Here is a 19,602-nt window from a genome sequence, read left to right on the forward strand (position 1 = left end):
TCAGGCCTCCCGCTCGATCGAGCTCTGCTGACCGGCGCCGGTGCCGGTCGGCGGGGTGTCGGTGCCCTCGCGGCCGCGCTCGGCCGGCTGCCGGCCGGCGGGCTCGGGGGCGTCGGGGTGGTGCTGGGCGGTGCCGGCCCGCTCGGCGGGGGTGTCGGCCGAGGCGACGGCGGTGTCGGCGGCCTGCTCGCTCGCCGTCTCCCCCGTGCCCGCCGCTTCCGAGACGTCCGGCTCGGGGGCGGCCTCGGGCTCGGGGTGCTGCAGGGGCGGTGCGGTCTCGCCGCGCTCGGCGGCCAGCCGGACGCCGGCCAGGGTGGGTGCGCCGGTGGACGGCGCGTCGACCGCGGCCCGCTCGGCGGCGAGGTCGGCGTGCTGGGACAGGCCGGCGAGCTGGCGGGAGATGCCGCGGAAGTCGGTGAGCGGGGCGCCCCGGGTCGGCGGCGGCTTCTCCCCGCGGCGCAGCGCGGCGACCAGCTCCCGGGCCGACTCGACGTCCTGCTGGTCGTAGAACTCGTAGTCGACGGTGACCACCGGTGCGTAGTCGCAGGCGGCCAGGCACTCGGCGTGCTCCAGGGTGACCGAGCCGTCGGCCGCGGTCTGGTCGTGGCCGACCCCGAGGTCGGCGGAGACCGCGTCGTAGATCCGCTGCCCGCCGAGGACGGCGCAGAGCGTGTTGGTGCAGACGCTGACCAGGTGCCGGCCGGTCGGGTGCCGCTTGTACATCGTGTAGAAGGTGGCGACCGCACCGACCTCGGCCTTGGTCAGCCCGAGCAGCCGGGCGCAGAAGCCGACACCCTCCGGGGAGACGTAGCCCTGCACCGACTGGACCAGGTGCAGCATCGGCAGCAGCGCGGAGCGGGCCTGCGGGTAGCGGGCCATGATCTGGCGTGCCTCCGCCTCGGTCTGCGCGGTCAGCGGTGGCAGGTCCGGGGCGGCGGGCTCGACCGGGCTGGAGTCCAGCCCGGTGACCGCCGTTCCCTCCTGCGAGCCGGGAAGGGCGCTCACCGGTCCACACCCCCCATCACCGGGTCGATGGACGCGATCGCGGCGATGACGTCGGCGATCATCCCGCCCTCGCTCATCGCCGCCGTGGCCTGCAGGTTCACGAAGCTGGGGTCGCGCACGTGCACCCGGAACGGGCGGGTGCCGCCGTCGCTGACCACGTGGTAGCCGAGCTCGCCGCGCGGGCTCTCGACCGGCACGTAGACCTGGCCGGCCGGCACCCGGAAGCCCTCGGTGACCAGCTTGAAGTGGTGGATCAGGGCCTCCATCGACTGGCCCATGATGTGCCGGACGTGGTCCAGGGAGTTGCCCAGGCCGTCGGCGCCCAGCGACAGCTGCGCGGGCCAGGCGATCTTCTTGTCCTCGACCATCACCGGGCCGGGCTCCAGCCGGTCCAGCGCCTGGGCGATGATCTTGAGCGACTCGTTCACCTCGCTCATCCGCACCAGGTAACGGCCCCAGGCGTCGCAGGTGTCGGCCGTCGCCACCTCGAAGTCGTAGGTCTCGTAGCCGAGGTAGGGCTCGACCTTGCGCAGGTCCCAGGGCAGCCCGGCGGCGCGCAGCACCGGGCCGGTGACGCCGAGGGCGACGCAGCCGGTGACGTCGAGGTAGCCGGCGTCCTTGAGCCGCCGCTGCCAGATCGGCTGGCCGGTGAGCAGGCGGTGGAAGCCGGTGACCCGCTCGGGCATGACCTTCAGGAACTCGCGGATCCGGCCCTCCACGCCCTCGGGGAGGTCCTGGGCGAGGCCGCCGGGGCGGATGTAGGCGTGGTTCATCCGCAGCCCGGTGATCTCCTCGAGCAGGTCGAGGACCAGCTCCCGCTCGCGGAAGCCGTTGGTCATCCCGGTGAGCGCGCCCATCTCCATGCCGAAGGTGGCCAGCGCGACCAGGTGGGAGGCGATCCGGTTGAGCTCCATGACCAGCACGCGGATCGTCTGCGCGCGGGGCGGGGCCTCGATGCCGAGCAGCTTCTCCACGGCGAGGCAGTAGCCGGCCTCGTTGAACAGCGGGGACAGGTAGTCCATCCGCGTGACCAGCGTCGTCCCCTGCACCCAGGTGCGGTACTCGGTGGTCTTCTCGATGCCGGTGTGCAGGTAGCCGATGACCACGCGGGCCTTGGTGACCGTCTCGCCCTCGAGGTCCAGCACCAGCCGCAGCACCCCGTGCGTGGAGGGGTGCTGCGGGCCCATGTTGACCACGAGCCGCTCGTCCTCGTGCGGGTCGGCGCCGAAGGTCTGGTCCCAGTCGCCGCCGGTGACCGTGTAGACCCGGCCCTCGGTGGTCTCCCGCGACCCGGCGTAGGGGTCGTCCAGCGTGGTCATCGGTAGCTCCGCCGCTCGTCGGGGGGCGGGATCGTCGCGCCGTGGTACTCCACCGGCACGCCGCCCAGCGGGTAGTCCTTGCGCTGCGGGTGGCCGTCCCAGTCGTCGGGCATGAGGATCCGGGTCAGCCCCGGGTGGCCGTCGAAGACGACGCCGAACATGTCCCAGACCTCCCGCTCGTGCCAGTCCGCCGTCGGGTAGACGCCGGTGACCGAGGGAACGTGCGGGTCCTCGGCCGTGACCGCGACCTCCAGCCGGATGCGGCGGCGGTAGGTCATCGAGGTCAGGTGGTGGACGACGTGCAGCCGGGGGCGCCCGGGCGACACCTCCGGGCCGCCGCTGTCGAGGTAGTCGACGCCGGAGACGCCGGAGAGCAGCTCGAAGCGCAGCGCCTCGTCATCCCGCAGGGCACGGACGAAGGTGAGCAGGTGCTCGCGGTGGAGGAACCAGGTGATCTCGCCGCGGTCGACGAGCACCCGCTGGACGGCGGCGTCGTAGGTGGCCTGCCCCACGGCGTCGGCGAGCGCGTCGGCGACCTCGTCGAACCAGCCGCCGTAGGGCCGGTCGGTGGAGTGCAGCGCGACGGCGCCGCCGGGCTCGACCCGGACCAGGCCGCCGAAGCCGGAGGTGTCACCGCTGCCGGTGACCCCGAAGGCGCCCTTGCGGAACCCGCCGCCCGGTGCCGTCGCGGCCCCGAACCCGGCCTCGTCGCTCACCGTCGCGCTCCCGGCTCGGCGCCGGGCAGGGCGACGGCGTTGCCGCCGCGCTGCTCGATGGCGAACTGGCCGGTGCGGCCGGCGGCCGCGGCCTCCTCGTAGGCGCGCCGCTTCTCCTTGTCGAACCGCACGCTGGACGGCATCTCGAGGTGCAGGTCCGGCGCCGTGCCGTCCGCGCGGGCCGCGGCCTGCTCCCGGGCCCGCTTCGCGCCCAGCGGCTGGTGCTGGATCTTGTGGTGCAGCTTGAGGATCGCGTCGGTGAGCATCTCCGGCCGCGGCGGGCAGCCGGGCAGGTACATGTCGACGGGGACGACGTGGTCGACGCCCTGCACGATCGCGTAGTTGTTGAACATGCCGCCGGAGCTGGCGCAGACGCCCATGGCGAGCACGTACCGCGGCTCGGGCATCTGGTCGTAGATCTGGCGCAGGACCGGCGCCATCTTCTGGCTCACCCGGCCGGCGACGATCATCAGGTCGGCCTGGCGCGGGGAGGCGCGGAAGACCTCCATGCCGAAGCGGGCCAGGTCGTAGCGGCCGGCGCCGGAGGCCATCATCTCGATCGCGCAGCAGGCCAGCCCGAAGGTGGCCGGCCACAGCGAGGACTTGCGGGTCCAGTTCACCAGCTTCTCGACGCTGGTGAGCAGCACGCCGCTGGGCAGCTTCTCCTCCAGGCCCACGTCAGCGGCCCCCGTCCCTGATCGGTGTCAGTCCCATTCGGGTCAGTCCCATTCGAGGCCTCCGCGGCGCCACTCGTAGGCGAAGGCGATGAAGACGGTGCCGATGAAGAGGGCCATCGCGCCGAGACCCCACAGGCCCAGGGCGTCGTTGGCGACCGCCCACGGGTAGAGGAAGACGATCTCGATGTCGAAGACGATGAACAACATCGCGGTCAGGTAGTACTTCACCGGGAAGCGGCCCCCGGTGAGCGGCTGGTCGACCGGCTCGATGCCGCACTCGTAGGCCTGCAGCTTGGCGCGGTTCCAGCGGCGCGGGCCGACGAACGGCGCGACGGTGACCGAGAAGAGTGCGAAGCCCGCGGCGAGGACGAACAGACCGACGATCGGCGCGTAGGTGGACAGCATCAGCGCCCGCCCCCCTCGGGCGTGCAGCGGGCACGCGCCGGGGCGGTCACGGGTGCGCACGCCGGTGTGCAGACCACGCTGACGACCTCCACTCCGCCCGGCGGACCGGGCGAACGCTTGTGAACTACTTCACAAAGTCGAGCGGTCGAAGCCTATGACACCCGGTCGCCGGAACGCCAGGACCTTCGGTGACCGAGTTCACACAGCGGGTCGAGACCGACCGCGCTCGGGGCCGCGCGAGATCTGCGATCTCGTGGCTTCCCGGCCCAGGTGGCCACAAGATCGCAGATCTCGCCGCGCACCGGCGCTGCACCTCGGCTGCCGAGCTGCGTGCGTCCGAGATCGCTCTTGCGCTTCGGCTCAGGTCCGCGCCCGCGCACGGGCGCGCGGCCGCCGGTCGACCCACGAGACCAGGGCGGCGACCACCAGGAGACCGGCGGGCACCAGGAGATGGAGGCCGCCGCCCGCCAGCGTGACCAGCCCCCACACGAGCGACGCCGCACCCACGCCGGCGGTGACCGCGGGAGCCATCATCGTCCGGCTGGCCCGTTCGGCCGCGAGCGCGAGGAGCGCGCCGGCCACGGCCGGCCCGAAGACCAGGAGCACCGCCGGGCCACCGGCTCCCCAGGCCCAGCCCGCGAGGCCGAGGACAGCCACGAGGGAGACGCCGATCAGCAGCTGCGCACGGCGGGAGGACCGAGCCAAGGCCTGCGGCGAGGTCAGGCGCGGGTGCCGCGGTGCAGGGCGACGACCCCGCCGGTCAGGTTGCGCCAGGCGACGTCGCCCCAGCCGGACTCCTGCAGCCACGTCGCCAGCTCCGGCTGCGCCGGCCATGCCCGGATCGACTCGGCCAGGTAGACGTAGGCCTCGGGGTTGCTGCTGACCGCACGCGCGATCGAGGGCAGCGCCCGCATCAGGTACTCGGTGTAGACGGTGCGGAACGGCGCCCACGTCGGCCGGGAGAACTCGCACACCACCAGCCGCCCGCCGGGACGGGTGACCCGGCGGAACTCGCGCAGCGCCTGCCGGGGGTCGGCGACGTTCCGCAGCCCGAAGGAGATGACCACCCCGTCGACGCTCTCGTCGGCCAGCGGCAGCGCCATCGCGTCACCGGCCACCTTCGGCACCGGGCGCGATGCCCCGGCGCGCAGCATCCCCTGGGAGAAGTCGCAGGCGATGGCGCGCACGCCCCCCGCCGCGAGCTCGACCGTGGAGACCGCCGTCCCGGCCGCGACGTCCAGCACCGTCGAGCCCGGCCGCGCGTCCAGCGCCTCGCGGGTGGCCCGCCGCCAGCCGCTGTCCAGCCCGCCGGAGAGGACGGTGTTGGTCAGGTCGTAGCGCCCGGCGACCCGGTCGAACATCGCCGCGACGTCGGCCGGGGCCTTGTCCAGCCCGGCGCGCACGCCGCCCCCGTCAGGTCGTCCACCGGTCGCCACCCCGGGGACGCTACCTGCGCGCCTCCTACCCTGGAGCGGTGAGCCCGGCCGCGTCCTCCCCTCCCACCGCGGCTGTCGTCACCACCACCGCGCTGGGCCGGCGGCGCACCCCGCTGCTCACCCTGGTCCCCTCCGACGGTGCGCTGGCCTGGGTCCGCCGCGGCGAGGGGCTGGTCGGCTGGGGCGAGGCCGACCGGCTGGAGGTCTCCGGCCCCGACGCGCTGGCCACCGCCGCCGCCTGGTGGGCCGACCGCTGCGCCCGCACCGAGGTCCACGACCCGGTGGGCGTCCCCGGGTCCGGCCCGGTGGTCTTCGCCTCCATCGCCTTCGACCCGGCGGCGTCCAGCTCGGTGTTCGTCGTCCCGGAGGTGGTGGTCGGCCGGCGCGACGGCGCCACCTGGGTCACCGTCACCGGGGACGCCGGCGCCGAGGAGCGGGCGGTCGTGGAGACCTCGCCGTCGGTGACGACGACGTCGATCGGCCAGCTCCGTTACGCCGACGGGTCGCGGGACCCGGCCACCTGGTGCGCCGCCGTCGAGGCCGCGGTCGCCCGGATCGACGCCGGGGCGCTGGACAAGGTGGTGCTCGCCCGCGACCTGCTGGTCAGCGCCGACGAGCCGATCGACCCCCGCCGGCTGCTGCTCCGCCTGGCCGAGCGCTTCCCCGACTGCTGGACCTTCGCCGTCGACGGCCTGCTCGGCGCCACCCCGGAGCTGCTGCTGCGCCGCACCGGTGACCAGCTCTCCGCCCGGGTGCTCGCCGGCACCGCCCCGCGCGGCGCGGGAGCCGAGGACGAGCGGCTCGCCGTCGCGCTGGAGCACTCCGTCAAGGACCTCGCCGAGCACGGCTACGCCGTCCGCTCCCTGGTCGACGCGCTGCACCCCTACTGCGCGTCGATGGACGTCCCGCCCGGCCCGTCGCTGCTGACCCTGCCCAACGTCCGACACCTCGCCACCGACGTGCACGGCCGCCAGCACGGCGACGCCGACCTGCTGGAGCTCGTCTCCGCCGTGCACCCCACGGCGGCGGTCTGCGGCACCCCGACCGACCGCGCCGCGGCGCTGATCGGCGAACTCGAGGGCATGGACCGCGGCCGGTACGCCGGCCCGGTCGGCTGGCTCGACGCCCGCGGCGACGGCGAGTTCGGGCTGGCCCTGCGCTGCGCCCAGCTGACCGGCGCCGAGGGCGGTCGGCAGGCGCGGCTGTTCGCCGGCTGCGGGATCGTCTCCGGCTCCGACGCGGCGGCCGAGCTCGCCGAGACGCAGGCGAAGTTCGCGGCCGTGCAGGCAGCCCTGGAGGACTGAGCGCCCACCGGGTCACCCGGAAGAGCGGAGGCGCCGCCGGTGGGGTCAAGGCGAGGCGGCTCCCGGCCGACGTCTCACAGGTGTTGCCCGCCGCCCCTGCGCCGTCGCCGTCGCCGGCCCACCGGCGCCCGACGGTGGCCGGCGTCGCCGTGCTGGGCCTCGCGGTTGCCCTCGTGCTGTCGGCTGCGCTGACGGAGGGCACGCCGTCGTCCGCCGTCAGCTTCCTGGTGGTCAGCACCGGGGCCGCGATCGCCGCGTGGCTCGGGGCCCGGCGGCAACCGCGCTCGTCGACCAGCCGATGGCTCGCCGTGGCGCTGACCCTCAACGCCCTCGGTGACCTGCTCTGGCAGCTGGTCGCCACCGCCCACGGCAGCGCGCTGGACGTCTCGGTGGCGGACGTGGCCTACATCGGCTCCTACATCGCCCTGGCGGCCGCACTGCTCAGACTCGGGCACGACGGCGGGCCGAGCACCCGGGCCCGCTTCCACTCCGTGCTCGACGGCACGTCCATGCTCGTCATCGCCCTGCTGGTGGTCTGGCAGGCCTCCGTGCGGACCACGCTGTTCGACGCCTCGCTCGCCCTGGAGACCCGGGTCGTCTGGGCGTCCTACCCCGTCCTGGACGCCGTGGCCCTGGGGCTGGTCGTCCGGGGGGCCGTGCTCTACCGCCGGCTGGGCACGTCCCCGCTGCTGCTCGCCCTGGGAACCGCCGCGTGGCTGGGTTCGGACCTGGGATGGCTGGTGATCGGCGACGCGGACACCGCCAGCGGCTGGCTGGACGCCGGTTGGCTGGTCGGCTCGGTGCTGCTCGCCCTCTCGACGTGGACCTCCCGCAGGAGCGCGAGGGCGACCCCGCGCCCGCACCACGCCGTCGTGGGCCGCTGGCGGATGACGCTGGCCTTCCTGCCGCTGCTCGTGCCGAGCGTCCTGGAGCTCGAGGCGTGGCTGGAAGGGGAGGACCTGGATCCGCTGCCGGGGCTGCTGGCCGCCCTCGCCCTCACCGTCCTGGTCGTCATCCGGGCGCAGCGGCTGCTGACCGAGAGCGCGCGCTCCCGGGCGCTGGTCCGCTCCCAGGCCCGCCGGTCCGAGGCGCTCGCCGTGAACTCCTCCGACGGGGTCGTGGTCGTCGACCCAGCAGGGCGGCTGGTGGCCGACTCCCGGTCGATGGCCGAGCTGCTCGGCCAGCCCGGCGTCGCCGGCGACTCATTGCCGGCGATGCTGGCCGCGATCGGCGTCGACCCCGCCGACGTGCTGGCCGTGCTGGCCCGGGCCCGGCAGCAGAAGGGCACCCCGTCGGAGCTGGAGCTGCGGGGCGGCCACCCCGACGGCGGCACCGTCTGGCTGGGTGGCCGCGCCGTCGACCTGGTCGACGACCCGGACGTGGGCGGCATCGTGGTGAGCGTCTACGACATCACCGCCCGCAAGCTCGCCGAGCAGGAGCTGGCCCACCAGGCGTTCTACGACGCGCTGACCGGCCTGGCCAACCGCTCGCTGTTCCTGGACCACACCGAGCAGGCGCTGCGCCGGGCCGGCCGTACCGGCAGCCCACCGATCGTGCTGTGCCTGGACCTGGACGGCTTCAAGGACGTCAACGACAGCCTCGGCCACCTGGCCGGTGACGACCTGCTGCGCACCGTCGGGCACCGGCTGCGGGACGCCGTCCGCAGCGCGGACACCGTGGCCCGGCTGGGCGGCGACGAGTTCGCCGTCCTGGTCGACGACACCCGCGGCGGGCTGCCCGAGGCCGCCGCGCTCGCCCAGCGGCTGCTGGACGTGATCGGGGCACCGATCGACCTCGGCGGGCACCGGGTCACGGTGGCCGCCAGCATCGGCATCGTCGCCGCGGAGGCGTCGGCGACCCCGCTGTCGCTGTTCCGGGACGCCGACATCGCCATGTACCGGGCCAAGTCCGCCGGCCGGGCGCAGTGGGTGGTGTTCGACCCGGAGATGCGCGCGGCCGCGCTGGAGCGGATCGAGCTGGAGCGCCAGCTGGCCGGTGCGCTGGACGCCGGGCAGCTGCGGCTGGTCTACCAACCCGTGGTCTGCCTGGCCACCGAGCGGGTCGTCGGCTTCGAGGCGCTGCTGCGCTGGCACCACCCGGTGCTCGGCCCGATCGGACCGGACCGGTTCGTCCCGGTCGCCGAGGACTCCGGGCTGATCCTGCCGATCGGCCGCTGGGTGCTCGCCGAGGCCACCCGCACCGCCGCCCGCTGGCAGCGTGCCCACCCGCGCAGCACCCCGCTGTCGATGGCGGTCAACGTCTCACCCCGTCAGCTGGCCGGCGGCACGCTGGTCGGGCACGTCGCCGAGGCGCTGTCCGACAGCGGCATCACGCCCTCGTCGCTGGTGCTGGAGGTCACCGAGACGGCGCTGGTCACCGACCGGTCCGCGGTCGCCGAGCGGCTCGCCGAGCTGCGCGCGCTGGGCACCCGCCTGGCGCTGGACGACTTCGGCACCGGCTACTCGTCGCTGAGCTGGCTGCGCCAGTTCGACGTCGACGTGCTCAAGATCGACCGCTCGTTCGTCAGCCTGCTCGACGGTTCCCCGGACGACGCGGCGATCGTGCACGGTCTGGTCCAGCTGGGCCGCACGCTGCGGCTGGAGGTGGTGGCCGAGGGGGTCGAGACCGCTGCCCAGCGGGACCGGCTGCGCGCCGAGCGCTGCGACCTGGCGCAGGGCTACCTGTTCGCCACACCGCTGGAGGAGGCGGAAGCGGAGCTGCTCCTCCTGCGCGAGTCGAGCCCGGCGCCCCGCGCCCAGGCCTGAGGGCGGCCGGTCAGCCCCGGGCGACGCTCAGCGCCGTCGCCGCCGCCGCACGTAGCTGCCCGGCCAGTTCGGCCTCAGCCGCGGCGTCCGTGCGGACCACGACGACCCGCGGCCCGCCCGCGCTCAGCGCCGCGACCAGCTGCTCGGGGTCGGCGACCGCGGTGGCCGCCCAGCCCAGCGACCGGGCCACCGCCACCAGGTCGCGCCCGTGCGGCGTGCCGAACACCCGGCGGTAACCGGCGGCGTACTGCGGCTGCCCCGGCTCGAGCTGGGCGAAGATGCCGCCGCCGTCGTTGTCCGGGACGACGACGGTGAGGTCCGGCTGCCGCTCGCCCTCGCCGGCGAGCAGCCCGGTGAGGTCGTGCAGGAACGTCAGGTCGCCCATCAGCGCGAACGCCGGGCCACCGCCGGCCCCCTGGTGCGCCAGGGCGGCGCCGACGGCGGTGGAGATGGTGCCGTCGATGCCGGCGACGCCGCGGTTGGCCAGCACGGTGAGGCCTGGCCGGGGCACCGCCAGCCGGTCGACGTCGCGGACCGGGGTCGACGACCCGAGCACCAGCAGCGCCCCCGCCGGGAGGGTGGCGACCACGTCGCGCGCCAGCCGCGCGGCGGTGAGCGCCCGCCCGGGCCGGTCGTCGAGCAGCGCGTCGACGGCGACGCCCACCCGCTCGGCGGCCGCCGACCACTCGGCCGCCCAGCCGCGCCCCGCGCGCGGGCCGCCCTCCCGCCAGGAGCTGCCGGGGTCCAGGTGCGCGCTGCCGACCAGCGTGCTCCCCCGGCCGGGATCGGCCCAGCGGGGCGCCGGGGCGTAGGTCTCGACCAGCACGTCCGGGTCGGCGAGCAGCGCGGAGACCGGGCGGGACAGCGTGGGGCGGCCGACCACCAGCACCCGGTCGGGCCGGTGCTCGGCCAGCCACTCCGGCGCGCCCAGCAGCAGCGCCGGCCCGCGCAGCGCTCCGGCGGCGCCCCACGCGCCGCTGCTGGGCTCGGCGAGCACCGGCCAGCCCCGCTGGTCGGCGAGGACGGCGGCGGCCCGGCCGACACCGAGCGGCGCGTCGCCGGCGATGAGCAGGGTGCGCGCCCCGGCCGGGTCAGGCCCGGTGAGCGGCGCCCCCCGAGGCGTGCCGCCGCCGGGCACGGCAGCGGTCCACGGCGCGCCGTCCGGGCGGCCGGCGAACGGGCCGCCGGGCAGCGGCGGGCGGACGCCGGGGGTGACGTCGTCGGGCAGCAGCGGCTCGCGCAGCGCCAGGTTCAGGTGCACCGGGCCGGGGTCGCCGGACAGCTCGCCGCGGGCCACCAGCAGCGCCTTGGCCACCAGCGAGCGCCAGTACCGGTTCTGCGCGACCTCGCGCCCGGCCTCGGGCACCCCGACGTCGGCGGCCCAGCGCACCGCCCGGCCGTAGAGCCCGGGCTGCTCGATCGTCTGGTTCGCCCCGGTCGACCGCAGCTCCGGCGGCCGGTCGGCGGTCAGGGCGAGCAGCGGCACCCCGCTGGCGTCGGCCTCCAGCACCGCGGCGTGCAGGTGCGCGGTCGCCGTGCCGGAGGTGGTGAGCACCGGCACCGGGCCCCCGCCGGCCTTGGCCAGCCCCAGCGCGAGGAACGCCGCCGTCCGCTCGTCGATGCGCACGTGCAGCCGCAGCCGGCCGGCGGTCTCGGCGTCGGCCAGCGCGAGCGCCACCGGGGCGGACCGGGAGCCGGGTGAGACGACCGCGTCGGTGACCCCGCCCCGGACCAGCTCGTCGACGAGCACCCGGGCGAAGGCGGTGGCCGGGTTCACGGCGCCTGCACCGCGGCGAGCCGCTCGCGCCAGCGCCGCTCGGTCCCGGGGTCCGCGGTGGTCTCGGCGAGCCGGTCGGGCACCGAACGGGTCACCGGCAGCGCGCCGTCGACCGGCAGCAGCGGCTCGCTGGCGACGTCGGCGGTGAAGAGTGCGACCGTCGCCAGCCCGCAGGCGAACGGGAGCTCCGGCAGCGCCGCCGCCAGGGCGATCCCGGCGGCGATGCCGACCGAGCTCTCCAGCGCCGAGGAGACCACGCACGGCAGCCCGTGCGCCTCGGCCACCTCCAGAGCGGCCCGGACCCCGCCCAGCGGCTGCACCTTGAGGACGACGACGTCGGCGGCCTCGCGCAGCGGCACCCGGCGCGGGTCCAGCGCGCGGCGGACCACCTCGTCCGCGGCGATCCGCACGTCGACCCGGCGGCGCAGCGCAGCCAGCTCCTCGACGGTGGCCACCGGCTGCTCGGCGTACTCCAGGCCGACCCGGCGGTCCAGCGCGGTGAGCCGGTCGGCGGCGGTGTCGACGTCCCAGGCGGCGTTCGCGTCGACCCGGATCGCGCCGGCGGGGCCCAGCGCGTCGCGGACCGCCTCGACCCGCGCGAGGTCGTCGGCGACCGTCTGCCCGCGCTCGGCGACCTTCACCTTCGCCGTCCGGCAGCCCGAAGCGAGCACGATCTCGTGCGCCCGCTCGGGGCCGACCGCCGGCACCGTCACGTTCACCGGCACCGTGCCGCGCACCGGGTCGGGCCAGCCGAGGACGGCGGCCTCGTGCGCGCTGGCCCACCAGCGCCGGCTCTCGGCGACGTCGTAGTCCCAGAACGGGGAGAACTCGCCCCAGCCGGCCGGGCCGCGGACCAGCACGCCGTCGCGCACGTCCAGCCCGCGGAAACGGTTGCGCAGCGGCAGGCGGTAGACGTGCGCCTCCAGCGCCGTACCGGCGCCGCCGGCTGCCGGGGCGATCACCCGCCCAGCCTAGAGCGCGCCAGGGCGCCCGGGCGGTGCGCAGTACCGTGGCTCCTCGTGTCCCGGCAGCTGACCCTCGTGCCGGCACCTGTCTCCACCGACCCGGCCGCGGTGCTGGGCACCGTCTGGCCCGCGCTGCGCGCCGCCCTCGAGGGCGACTCCCCGCTGGCCGTGCTGCCCGCCGGCGACGGCCCGGCGGCCGCCGCCCGCGAGGTGCTGCGCCCCGACGAGCCACTCGAGCCGGGCACCGACCTGGTCGTGGTCACCTCCGGCTCGACCGGCGCCGGGAAGGGGGTGCTGCTGTCCGCCGCAGCGCTGCGCGCTTCCGCCACCGCCACGCTGGACCGGCTGGGCGGCCCCGGCAGCTGGCTGCTCGCGCTGCCCACCTCCGCCGTCGGCGGGCTGCAGGTGCTGGTGCGCAGCGCGCTGGCCGGCCGGGAGCCGGCCGTGCTGGGCCGCGGCGAGCCGCTCGCCGCAGCCGCGGCCCGGCTGCCGGCCGGCGACCGGCGGTACACCGCACTGGTGCCCACCCAGCTGCGCCGGTACCTGGCCGAGGAGCCGGACGCACTGGCGTCGTTCGACGCCGTGCTGGTCGGTGGCGCCGCCACCGACGCCGCGCTGCTGACCGAGGCCCGCGCCGCCGGGGTGCGCGTGGTCCGGACCTACGGGATGAGCGAGACCGCCGGCGGCTGCGTCTACGACGGGGTGCCGCTGGACGGCGTCTCGGTGCGGGTGGCCGACGGGATCGAGCTGGCCGGGCCGGTGCTCGCGCACGGGTATCGGCGCGACCCGGCGGCCACCGCCGAGGCCTTCCACGACGGCTGGTTCCGCACCCGGGACGCCGGAACGCTGTCCGCCGACGGCGTGCTGACCGTGCACGGCCGGCTGGACGACGTCGTGATCAGCGGCGGCGTGAACGTGTCACCCCAGGCGGTCGAGGCGGCGCTGCGTGAGCACCCGTCGGTCGCCGACGCCGTCGTCACCGGGCTGCCCGACCCGGAGTGGGGCCAGCGGGTGGTCGCCGCCGTCGTCCCCGCCCCGGGCGCCGTCCCCGGGCTGGCCGAGCTGCGGCCCTGGGTGGCCGACCGGCTCGGCGCCGCCGCCGCGCCGAAGGACCTGCACCTGATCGACGCCGTCCCGACCCTGCACACCGGCAAGCCCGACCGCCGCGGTGTGGCCCGCATGTTGAGAGGAACCGACTGATGGCGACCCCCGCCCAGTGGCTGGCGGGCGCCCGCCCCCGAACCCTGCCCGCGGCCCTCGCGCCGGTGTTCGTCGGCAGCGGGGTGGCGGCCGCGCTCGACGGGTTCCGCCTGGTGCCCGCCCTGCTCGCGCTGCTCGTAGCGCTCAGCCTGCAGGTGGCGGTGAACTACGCCAACGACCACTCCGACGGCAAGCGCGGCACCGACGCCGACCGGGTGGGCCCGATGCGGCTGGTCGGCTCCGGCGCCGCCACCGCCCGGCAGGTGCTGGTCGCCGCGATGATCGCCTTCGCCGTCGCCGCGGTGGCCGGGCTCACGCTGGCCGCGCTGTCCAGCTGGTGGCTGGTCGCGGTCGGTGCGGTGAGCATCCTGGCCGCCTGGACCTACACCGGCGGACCGATCCCCTACGGCTACCGCGCGCTGGGCGAGGTGTTCGTCTTCGTCTTCTTCGGCCTGGTCGCCGTGGTCGGGACGACGTTCGCCCAGACCCGCTCGCTGGACGGGCTGGCGTTCGCGGCCGCGGTGCCGATCGGGCTGTGCTCGGTTGCGCTGCTGGTGGTCAACAACCTGCGCGACGTGCACGGGGACGCCGCCGTCGGCAAGCGCACCCTGGCGGTGCTGCTCGGCGCGGGGCGCACCCGGCTGTTCTTCACCGGGCTGCTCGTGGTCGTGTTCGCCGCGATCGTGCTCATCGGCCTGGCCCGGCCGTGGGCACTGCTGGCGCTGCTCGCCGCACCGCTGGCCGTGCCGCCGGTGCGCACCGTGGTCACCGGCGGCCGCGGCCCCGCGCTGATCGGCGCGCTGCAGGGCACCGGCCGGCTCACCCTCGCCGTGGGCGTGCTGCTGGCCGTCGGCCTCGCCCTCAGCTGAGGATCAGGACGCGGCGTCGTCGTCGCCGCGGAGCTCCGCGCGGAGCTGCTGCTTGCGGATGCTGCGCGCGGCGATCGCTTCGGTGAGCCGGTCGCGCATCGGCCGCAGCGCCAGGTAGGCCACCGGCATGCCCAGCAGCAGCCCGAACAGCAGCGCCGGGAAGCCCGGCAGCCCGAGCACCCAGATCAGCGCCACCAGCGCGGCGACGATCGCCAGCCGGGCGAAGGTGTAGGCCAGCAGCCAGGGCACCAGCGGTGGCGGCTCCGCCGGCCCGCCGGTCGGCCCCACCGGGTTCACCGGGTTCACCGGTGCCTGCGCGTCGTCAGCCACGACGTCCCTCCCACTTGGTCGCAGCCGGGGGTGACCCGCTGCCCGACGTTCCTGTCGTCAGCCACGACGTCCCTCCCACTTCGTCGAGAGCACCACCGTGGTGCGGGTGCGGGCCACGCCCCGAATCCGGTTGATGGCACTGATGGTGTCCTCCAGCGCCGGGATGTCGGGCACCCGCACCTTCAGCACGTAGCCCTCGCTGCCGGCCACCCGCCAGCAGTCCTCCACCGGGGGCAGCGCGGCCAGCGCCTCCTCCAGGCCGACGTCGTCGACCTGGTCGCTCTCGATCACGCCGACCAGCGCGGTGACGCCCAGGCCCACCGCCGCGGGGTCGACCACCGCGCGGTAGCCGGTGATCACCCCAGCGGCCTCCAGCTTGCCCACCCGCTCGTGCACCGAGGGCGCCGACAGCCCCACCTGCCGGGCGAGTTCGGCGTAGCTGGCCCGCCCGTTCGCCCCCAGCAGCGCGATCAGCTGCTCGTCCACCGCGTCGATGACGCCCCTCCGGTCCTGCCGTGGTCGCACCCGGCGCCTGAGGAGCCGCTGTGCCCGGTCTGTGGACCCGCACCCTGGGGCGCGAGATCACCGGGTACCAGTATCGGCGCGGTCGTACATTGGGTGCTGACGAGGGGGGTGGACCGATGGTCTTCCTGGTGATGCTGGTGATCGCTGCCGTGGTGGTCGTGCTCGTGATGCGGGCTGCCGCGGCTCAGAACGGGGGTTCCGGCGGCTCAGGTGGGATCGGGCGGCCCGGTGCCGGGCCCCGTCCGCCACGGCCGCCGCGGGCCCAGCGGCCGACCCGGCCGGTCGCGCCCGACGACGACCCGGAGTTCCTGCGGGAGCTCGAGCGACGGGCCCGACGGGACGACGGCAGCCTGAGCTGACCCGGCGCCCCTGACGACGACGCGAGCCGTCGGCCTCCCTGCGGAGGTCGACGGCTCGCGTCGTCGGCGGGGTGCGCTACGCGGCGGTGCGGGAGCCGCCGAACAGCCGGCGCCAGCCGGCCCGCCGCGGGGCAACAGGCTCGTCCGACGCCGACGCCGACGCCGACGCCGACGCCGACGCATCGGACCGGTCGGTGCCCGTGTCCAGGTCGCCGGGCCAGCCCAGCCCCGTGCCGTCGGCCGGGTCGCCCGGCCAGCCGAGGCCGCCCTGGCCGGCGGAGTGCCGGGGACCGGACGCCTCCGGCCGCTGCTCCAGCGCCGCTGCGACGAGCGGGTGCACCGACGCGCCCTCAGCTGCCACGTGCCTACCCACAGTGAACTCCACCGGGTTCAGTCATGACCCGAGGATGGCACGTCCCGCGGGCAGGCCGCGAGCCACCGTCGTTCCGCTCGGGCCGGTTTCACCCGATCGTGACGCTGGGTGACCGGAAGGTCAGCTGACCCCGCCGTAGCTGTGCAACCCGGTGGAGACCAGGTTGACGAACAGCAGGTTGAAGATCATCACGACCAGGCCCACGATGTTGATCCACGCGGCCGGCCGGCCGCGCCACCCCGACGTGGTCCGGGCGTGCAGGTAGGCGGCGTACACCACCCAGGCGATGAAGGCCCAGGTCTCCTTGGGGTCCCAGCCCCAGAACCGCCCCCAGGCGCTCTCCGCCCAGATCGCCCCGGCGATGACCGCGAAGGTCCAGATCGGGAAGCCGAAGACGGCGGTGCGGTGCGCGGTGCGGTCCAGCGCCGCGGCCGAGGGCAGCCGGTCGAGCAGGGACGGCGCCAGGGTCTCCCCCGCCGCGACCCGGGACTCCCGGCGACTGCGGACCAGGTAGAGGATGCTGGCGATCCCGCTGACGAAGAAGATGCCGAAGCCCAGCGTCGCGGTGCTCACGTGCACCGCCAGCCAGCTGGACCGCAGCGCGGCCACCAGCGGACCGGTCTCGACGTAGAGGAACAGCCCGATCAGCACCAGCGAGACGACGACCGGCGCCATCACGAACACGCCGATGTGCCGCAGGGCGGGCGTCCGCACCGCCATCACCGCGTAGGCGACCACCGCCACGAGCACCACCGCGGTGGAGAACTCGTACATGTTGCCCCAGGGCAGCCGGTCCGCGGCCATGCCGCGGGTGACCAGCACGCCGGTGTGCGTGAGCGCACCGATGACGGTGAGCACCATCGCCACCATGCCCAGGCGGCGGGCCCGGCTCGGCTCCGGCGCCGCACCCGGGCCGGTGGTCCCGTCGACCGGCGCGGTCGGGGCGATGCCGGCCGCGACCAGCTCGCGGGCCCGGGCCGGCCGACCGAACGCGAGCTCGGCGCAGAACGCCACCACGGCCAGGGAGTACAGCCCCACCGTGACGGAGAACAGCGTGTCGGACAACGCGGCGAGCGACTCGTCGATCACGACGGCGGGGCCTCTCTCTCGGAGAACGGGGGCGGTGCCGGGGCGGCCGCGGCCAGCGCGCGCCTGACGTCGTCGGTCAGCTCGGCGAACCGGGGGCCGGTGTCCGCGCTGCCCCGGGTCAGCGAGCCGATCGACAGCACCGTACCCCCGCCGTCGGCACCCGGGCCGACTCGGGCGAAGACCCGCTCACGGCGCACCAGGAGCATGCCGAGCAGGCCGACCAGCACGGCGATCGCGGCAGCGAGCACCCAGATCTGGCCGGGGTCGTGCGACAGCTGGAGCGCGGCGAACTGCCGGTAGCTGCTGAAGGTCACCACGGTGCCGTCGGGCAGCGTCGTCGACTCCCCCACCGCCAGGTTCGCCCGGCCGACCTCGGTGAGCCGCTCCTGGTCGATCAGCCGCTGGTCGATCGTGTACACCGACTGCGGCAGGCCGGAGTCCAGCCCCAGGTAGCCCTTCCAGACGAAGATCGCGACCTGCGGGTCCAGCGGCCGCGGGTCGACCGAGGAGAGGATCCCGCCCTGGACCACGCCGGTGGGGGCGAACAGCCCCTGGATCGCGTACTGCTCGTCGATCCCTGCCCCCAGGTCGGGGAGCTTGACCGCGCCCTCGCTGTCCATCGTGGACTGCCTGGCGGGGAGGAACGGCGCGCAGACGTCGGTGATCGGCTCGGCCCCGGGCACCGCCACGGTGAAGCACGGGCTGTACCCGTGCCCGGTGACGTAGACCCGGTCGCCGCCGGTGCGCAGCGGGTCGTTGACCCCGATCGTCGTCTCCTGGTCGGCGCCGCCGCCGGCCGGGCCGTAGCGGATGTCCGCGGTGTAGGAGGCGGCGGTCCGGTCTTCCTCGTAGGTGGCCTGGAAGTCGTCCAGGTCGACGCAGAGGTCGGACATCGCACCGTTGTCGACCAGCGGGCCGGCGGAGTAGGTGTCGTACTGCTGGAAGGTGTTGCAGAAGCCGGAGCCCTCGGTGACCAGGATGCTGCCCTCGTAGCCCCAGAGCTTCCCGCCGGCCAGGCCGAGCAGCAGCGCCAGCAGCGAGAGGTGGAACAGCACGTTGCCGGTCTCGCGCAGGTAGCCCTTCTCCGCCGACAGCTCCGGACCTGCCTTGCCGTCGCGGCGGACCACGCGGTAGCGGCGGACCCGCAGCTCCTCCTCCACCACGTCCAGCGCCGCCGGCCCGCCCAGCGGGGTGGGCAGGGCGGCGGACTCCGGCAGCCGGTGCAGGTGCCGCGGCGCCGAGGGCGGCGGGGTGAACAGCGCGCGCCCGTGCTCGACCGCCCGGGGCAGCACGCAGCCGATCAGCGAGATGAACAGCAGCAGGTAGATCGCGGCGAACCACGGCGAGCTGAAGACGTCGAACAGGTAGAGCCGGTCCAGCCACGGCCCGAGCGTCGGGTAGTCGGCCAGGTACTGGTTGACGTTGGTCTGCGACAGCGACCGCTGCGGCAGCAGCGAGCCGGGGATGGCGGCCAGCGCCAGCAGGAACAGCAGGATCAGCGCGGTGCGCATCGCGGTGAGCTGGCGCCACCAGCGCAGCAGCCGGTTGGCCAACCGGCGACCGGCCGAGGGGCGCGGCGGCGGGGCGGGGGTGGCAGCCGAGCGGGGCGGGGCGGTGATCGTCACAGCGGCGCGCCCTCGGCCAGGCCGGTGGCGGCGAGCCAGCCCTGCAGCCAGCGCATCATCTCGGTCCACGCGCCGGTGACCAGCAGCAGCCCGACCAGCACCAGGACGGCACCGCCGATGCGGGTGACCCCGCGGGCGTGGCGCTTGAGGAAGGACATCGCGCCGACCGCCCAGCGGGCGCCGAGCGCGACCAGCACGAAGGGCACCCCCAGCCCCAGGCAGTAGGCCAGGCTGAGGAAGGCGCCCCGGCCCGCGGTGGCCTGGTCGACGGCCAGGGAGAAGACGGCGGTCAGCGTGGGGCCCAGGCAGGGGGTCCAGCCCAGGCCGAAGACGACGCCGAGCAGCGGCGCCCCGGCCAGCCCGGCGACCGGGCGGACGGACAGCCGGGAGGTGCGCTGCAGCAGCGGGAGCCAGCCCAGGAAGCCGAGCCCGACCAGGATGGTGACCACGCCCATCACCCGGGTGATGACGTCGTTGTACTGCAGCAGGGCCCGGCCCAGCCCGCCGAAGGCCGAGCCGGCGGCCACGAACACGACCGTGAAGCCGAGCACGAACAGCAGCGCACCCAGGACCATCCGCCCACGGGGTGCCCGCTCGTCCACCGCGGTGCGCGCGATGGTCGCGGTGCCGCCGCCGCTCGTCGGTGCGGTCGCGGTGCCGCCATCGCTCGTCGGAGCGGGGGCGGGGGCGGGGGCGCTCGTGCGGCCGCCGGTGCCGACCAGCCCGGTGACGTAGGAGAGGTAGCCGGGGACCAGCGGCAGCACGCAGGGCGAGGCGAAGCTGATCAGCCCGGCCAGCGCGGACACCAGCGCAGCCACCAGCAGCGGGCCGTCGGCGACCAGCTCCTTGACCGCGTCGACCAC

At 75.6% G+C, this 19,602-nt stretch carries 20 protein-coding genes; 5 read left to right on the forward strand and 15 right to left on the reverse strand.

Annotated elements, in window-relative coordinates; genetic code table 11:
* The 7 genes from nuoE to ACI79A_RS00210 all read right to left on the reverse strand — a co-directional run bounded on the left by nuoE (nucleotide 1) and on the right by ACI79A_RS00210 (nucleotide 5,558).
* The gene (gene nuoE, locus ACI79A_RS00180; RefSeq protein WP_457078646.1) at nucleotides 1–1,005 is read right to left on the reverse strand and encodes an NADH-quinone oxidoreductase subunit NuoE; all 1,005 of its coding nucleotides are present in this window, start codon (nucleotides 1,003–1,005) and stop codon (nucleotides 1–3) included.
* The gene (locus ACI79A_RS00185) at nucleotides 1,002–2,324 is read right to left on the reverse strand and encodes an NADH-quinone oxidoreductase subunit D (protein ID WP_457078648.1); all 1,323 of its coding nucleotides are present in this window, start codon (nucleotides 2,322–2,324) and stop codon (nucleotides 1,002–1,004) included. Before ACI79A_RS00185 ends, nuoE begins: the two co-directional genes overlap by 4 nt.
* Nucleotides 2,321–3,040 carry an NADH-quinone oxidoreductase subunit C gene (locus tag ACI79A_RS00190; RefSeq protein WP_457078650.1) on the reverse strand — a complete coding sequence of 240 codons (720 nt, stop codon included), beginning with the start codon at nucleotides 3,038–3,040 and terminating at the stop codon, nucleotides 2,321–2,323. The genes ACI79A_RS00185 and ACI79A_RS00190 overlap by 4 nt, the downstream gene beginning before the upstream one ends.
* A complete protein-coding gene (locus ACI79A_RS00195; RefSeq protein WP_457078652.1) occupies nucleotides 3,037–3,717 on the reverse strand; it encodes a NuoB/complex I 20 kDa subunit family protein in 681 nt (226 codons plus the stop codon). The genes ACI79A_RS00190 and ACI79A_RS00195 overlap by 4 nt, the downstream gene beginning before the upstream one ends.
* A gap of 42 nt (nucleotides 3,718–3,759) precedes the next feature.
* Nucleotides 3,760–4,182 carry an NADH-quinone oxidoreductase subunit A gene (locus ACI79A_RS00200; protein WP_457078654.1) on the reverse strand — a complete coding sequence of 141 codons (423 nt, stop codon included), beginning with the start codon at nucleotides 4,180–4,182 and terminating at the stop codon, nucleotides 3,760–3,762.
* A gap of 300 nt (nucleotides 4,183–4,482) precedes the next feature.
* Nucleotides 4,483–4,827, reverse strand: coding sequence for a hypothetical protein (locus tag ACI79A_RS00205; protein WP_457078656.1), 345 nt, complete (start codon nucleotides 4,825–4,827; stop codon nucleotides 4,483–4,485).
* A 14-nt stretch (nucleotides 4,828–4,841) separates the two neighbouring features.
* The gene (locus tag ACI79A_RS00210; RefSeq protein ID WP_457078658.1) at nucleotides 4,842–5,558 is read right to left on the reverse strand and encodes a demethylmenaquinone methyltransferase; all 717 of its coding nucleotides are present in this window, start codon (nucleotides 5,556–5,558) and stop codon (nucleotides 4,842–4,844) included.
* A 38-nt stretch (nucleotides 5,559–5,596) separates the two neighbouring features.
* Here ACI79A_RS00210 and ACI79A_RS00215 point away from each other — a divergent pair, with 38 nt between their 5' ends.
* Both ACI79A_RS00215 and ACI79A_RS00220 read left to right on the forward strand, forming a co-directional pair.
* Nucleotides 5,597–6,862, forward strand: a complete 1,266-nt coding sequence (locus ACI79A_RS00215; protein WP_457078660.1) for an isochorismate synthase — start codon at nucleotides 5,597–5,599, stop codon at nucleotides 6,860–6,862.
* A gap of 80 nt (nucleotides 6,863–6,942) precedes the next feature.
* Nucleotides 6,943–9,627 carry a putative bifunctional diguanylate cyclase/phosphodiesterase gene (locus ACI79A_RS00220; protein WP_457078662.1) on the forward strand — a complete coding sequence of 895 codons (2,685 nt, stop codon included), beginning with the start codon at nucleotides 6,943–6,945 and terminating at the stop codon, nucleotides 9,625–9,627.
* A 10-nt stretch (nucleotides 9,628–9,637) separates the two neighbouring features.
* Here ACI79A_RS00220 and menD read toward each other — a convergent pair whose 3' ends face one another.
* Nucleotides 9,638–11,404: a 2-succinyl-5-enolpyruvyl-6-hydroxy-3-cyclohexene-1-carboxylic-acid synthase gene (gene menD, locus ACI79A_RS00225; protein WP_457078664.1), complete on the reverse strand. Its 1,767-nt coding sequence runs from the start codon at nucleotides 11,402–11,404 to the stop codon at nucleotides 9,638–9,640.
* A complete protein-coding gene (locus ACI79A_RS00230; protein WP_457078667.1) occupies nucleotides 11,401–12,366 on the reverse strand; it encodes an o-succinylbenzoate synthase in 966 nt (321 codons plus the stop codon). The genes menD and ACI79A_RS00230 overlap by 4 nt, the downstream gene beginning before the upstream one ends.
* A gap of 57 nt (nucleotides 12,367–12,423) precedes the next feature.
* On the opposite strand from ACI79A_RS00230, the gene menE reads away from it, so the two are divergent.
* Nucleotides 12,424–13,569 (forward strand): o-succinylbenzoate--CoA ligase, encoded by a 1,146-nt coding sequence (gene menE, locus ACI79A_RS00235; protein ID WP_457078669.1) that lies wholly within the window; start codon nucleotides 12,424–12,426, stop codon nucleotides 13,567–13,569.
* Nucleotides 13,569–14,438 (forward strand): 1,4-dihydroxy-2-naphthoate polyprenyltransferase, encoded by an 870-nt coding sequence (locus ACI79A_RS00240; RefSeq protein ID WP_457078671.1) that lies wholly within the window; start codon nucleotides 13,569–13,571, stop codon nucleotides 14,436–14,438. Before menE ends, ACI79A_RS00240 begins: the two co-directional genes overlap by 1 nt.
* Before the next feature lie 3 nt (nucleotides 14,439–14,441).
* Here the strand turns inward: ACI79A_RS00240 and ACI79A_RS00245 are convergent, their stop codons facing one another.
* Both ACI79A_RS00245 and ACI79A_RS00250 read right to left on the reverse strand, forming a co-directional pair.
* Complete coding sequence (locus ACI79A_RS00245) at nucleotides 14,442–14,768, reverse strand: DUF4229 domain-containing protein (protein ID WP_457078673.1); 327 nt, start codon at nucleotides 14,766–14,768, stop codon at nucleotides 14,442–14,444.
* Nucleotides 14,769–14,825: 57 nt separating this feature from the next.
* A complete protein-coding gene (locus ACI79A_RS00250) occupies nucleotides 14,826–15,254 on the reverse strand; it encodes an Lrp/AsnC family transcriptional regulator (protein WP_457078675.1) in 429 nt (142 codons plus the stop codon).
* 155 nt (nucleotides 15,255–15,409) lie between these two features.
* On the opposite strand from ACI79A_RS00250, the gene ACI79A_RS00255 reads away from it, so the two are divergent.
* Nucleotides 15,410–15,652: a hypothetical protein gene (locus ACI79A_RS00255; protein WP_457078677.1), complete on the forward strand. Its 243-nt coding sequence runs from the start codon at nucleotides 15,410–15,412 to the stop codon at nucleotides 15,650–15,652.
* Nucleotides 15,653–15,728: 76 nt separating this feature from the next.
* Here ACI79A_RS00255 and ACI79A_RS00260 read toward each other — a convergent pair whose 3' ends face one another.
* From ACI79A_RS00260 to ACI79A_RS00275, 4 genes are all read right to left on the reverse strand, one after another.
* Nucleotides 15,729–16,013: a hypothetical protein gene (locus ACI79A_RS00260; RefSeq protein WP_457078679.1), complete on the reverse strand. Its 285-nt coding sequence runs from the start codon at nucleotides 16,011–16,013 to the stop codon at nucleotides 15,729–15,731.
* 132 nt (nucleotides 16,014–16,145) lie between these two features.
* Nucleotides 16,146–17,114, reverse strand: coding sequence for a c-type cytochrome biogenesis protein CcsB (gene ccsB, locus ACI79A_RS00265; RefSeq protein WP_457078681.1), 969 nt, complete (start codon nucleotides 17,112–17,114; stop codon nucleotides 16,146–16,148).
* Complete coding sequence (resB, locus tag ACI79A_RS00270; protein WP_457078684.1) at nucleotides 17,111–18,739, reverse strand: cytochrome c biogenesis protein ResB; 1,629 nt, start codon at nucleotides 18,737–18,739, stop codon at nucleotides 17,111–17,113. Before resB ends, ccsB begins: the two co-directional genes overlap by 4 nt.
* Nucleotides 18,736–19,602: a cytochrome c biogenesis CcdA family protein gene (locus ACI79A_RS00275; RefSeq protein WP_457078686.1), complete on the reverse strand. Its 867-nt coding sequence runs from the start codon at nucleotides 19,600–19,602 to the stop codon at nucleotides 18,736–18,738. The genes resB and ACI79A_RS00275 overlap by 4 nt, the downstream gene beginning before the upstream one ends.

Source organism: Modestobacter sp. SYSU DS0657 (assembly GCF_054050925.1).

Coding starts and splice junctions, on each gene's coding strand:
- ACI79A_RS00185 (WP_457078648.1), bottom strand. CDS start 2,324: ATGACCACGCTGGACGACCCCTACGCCGGGTCGCGGGAGACCACCGAG.
- ACI79A_RS00240 (WP_457078671.1), top strand. CDS start 13,569: ATGGCGACCCCCGCCCAGTGGCTGGCGGGCGCCCGCCCCCGAACCCTG.
- ACI79A_RS00255 (WP_457078677.1), top strand. CDS start 15,410: ATGGTCTTCCTGGTGATGCTGGTGATCGCTGCCGTGGTGGTCGTGCTC.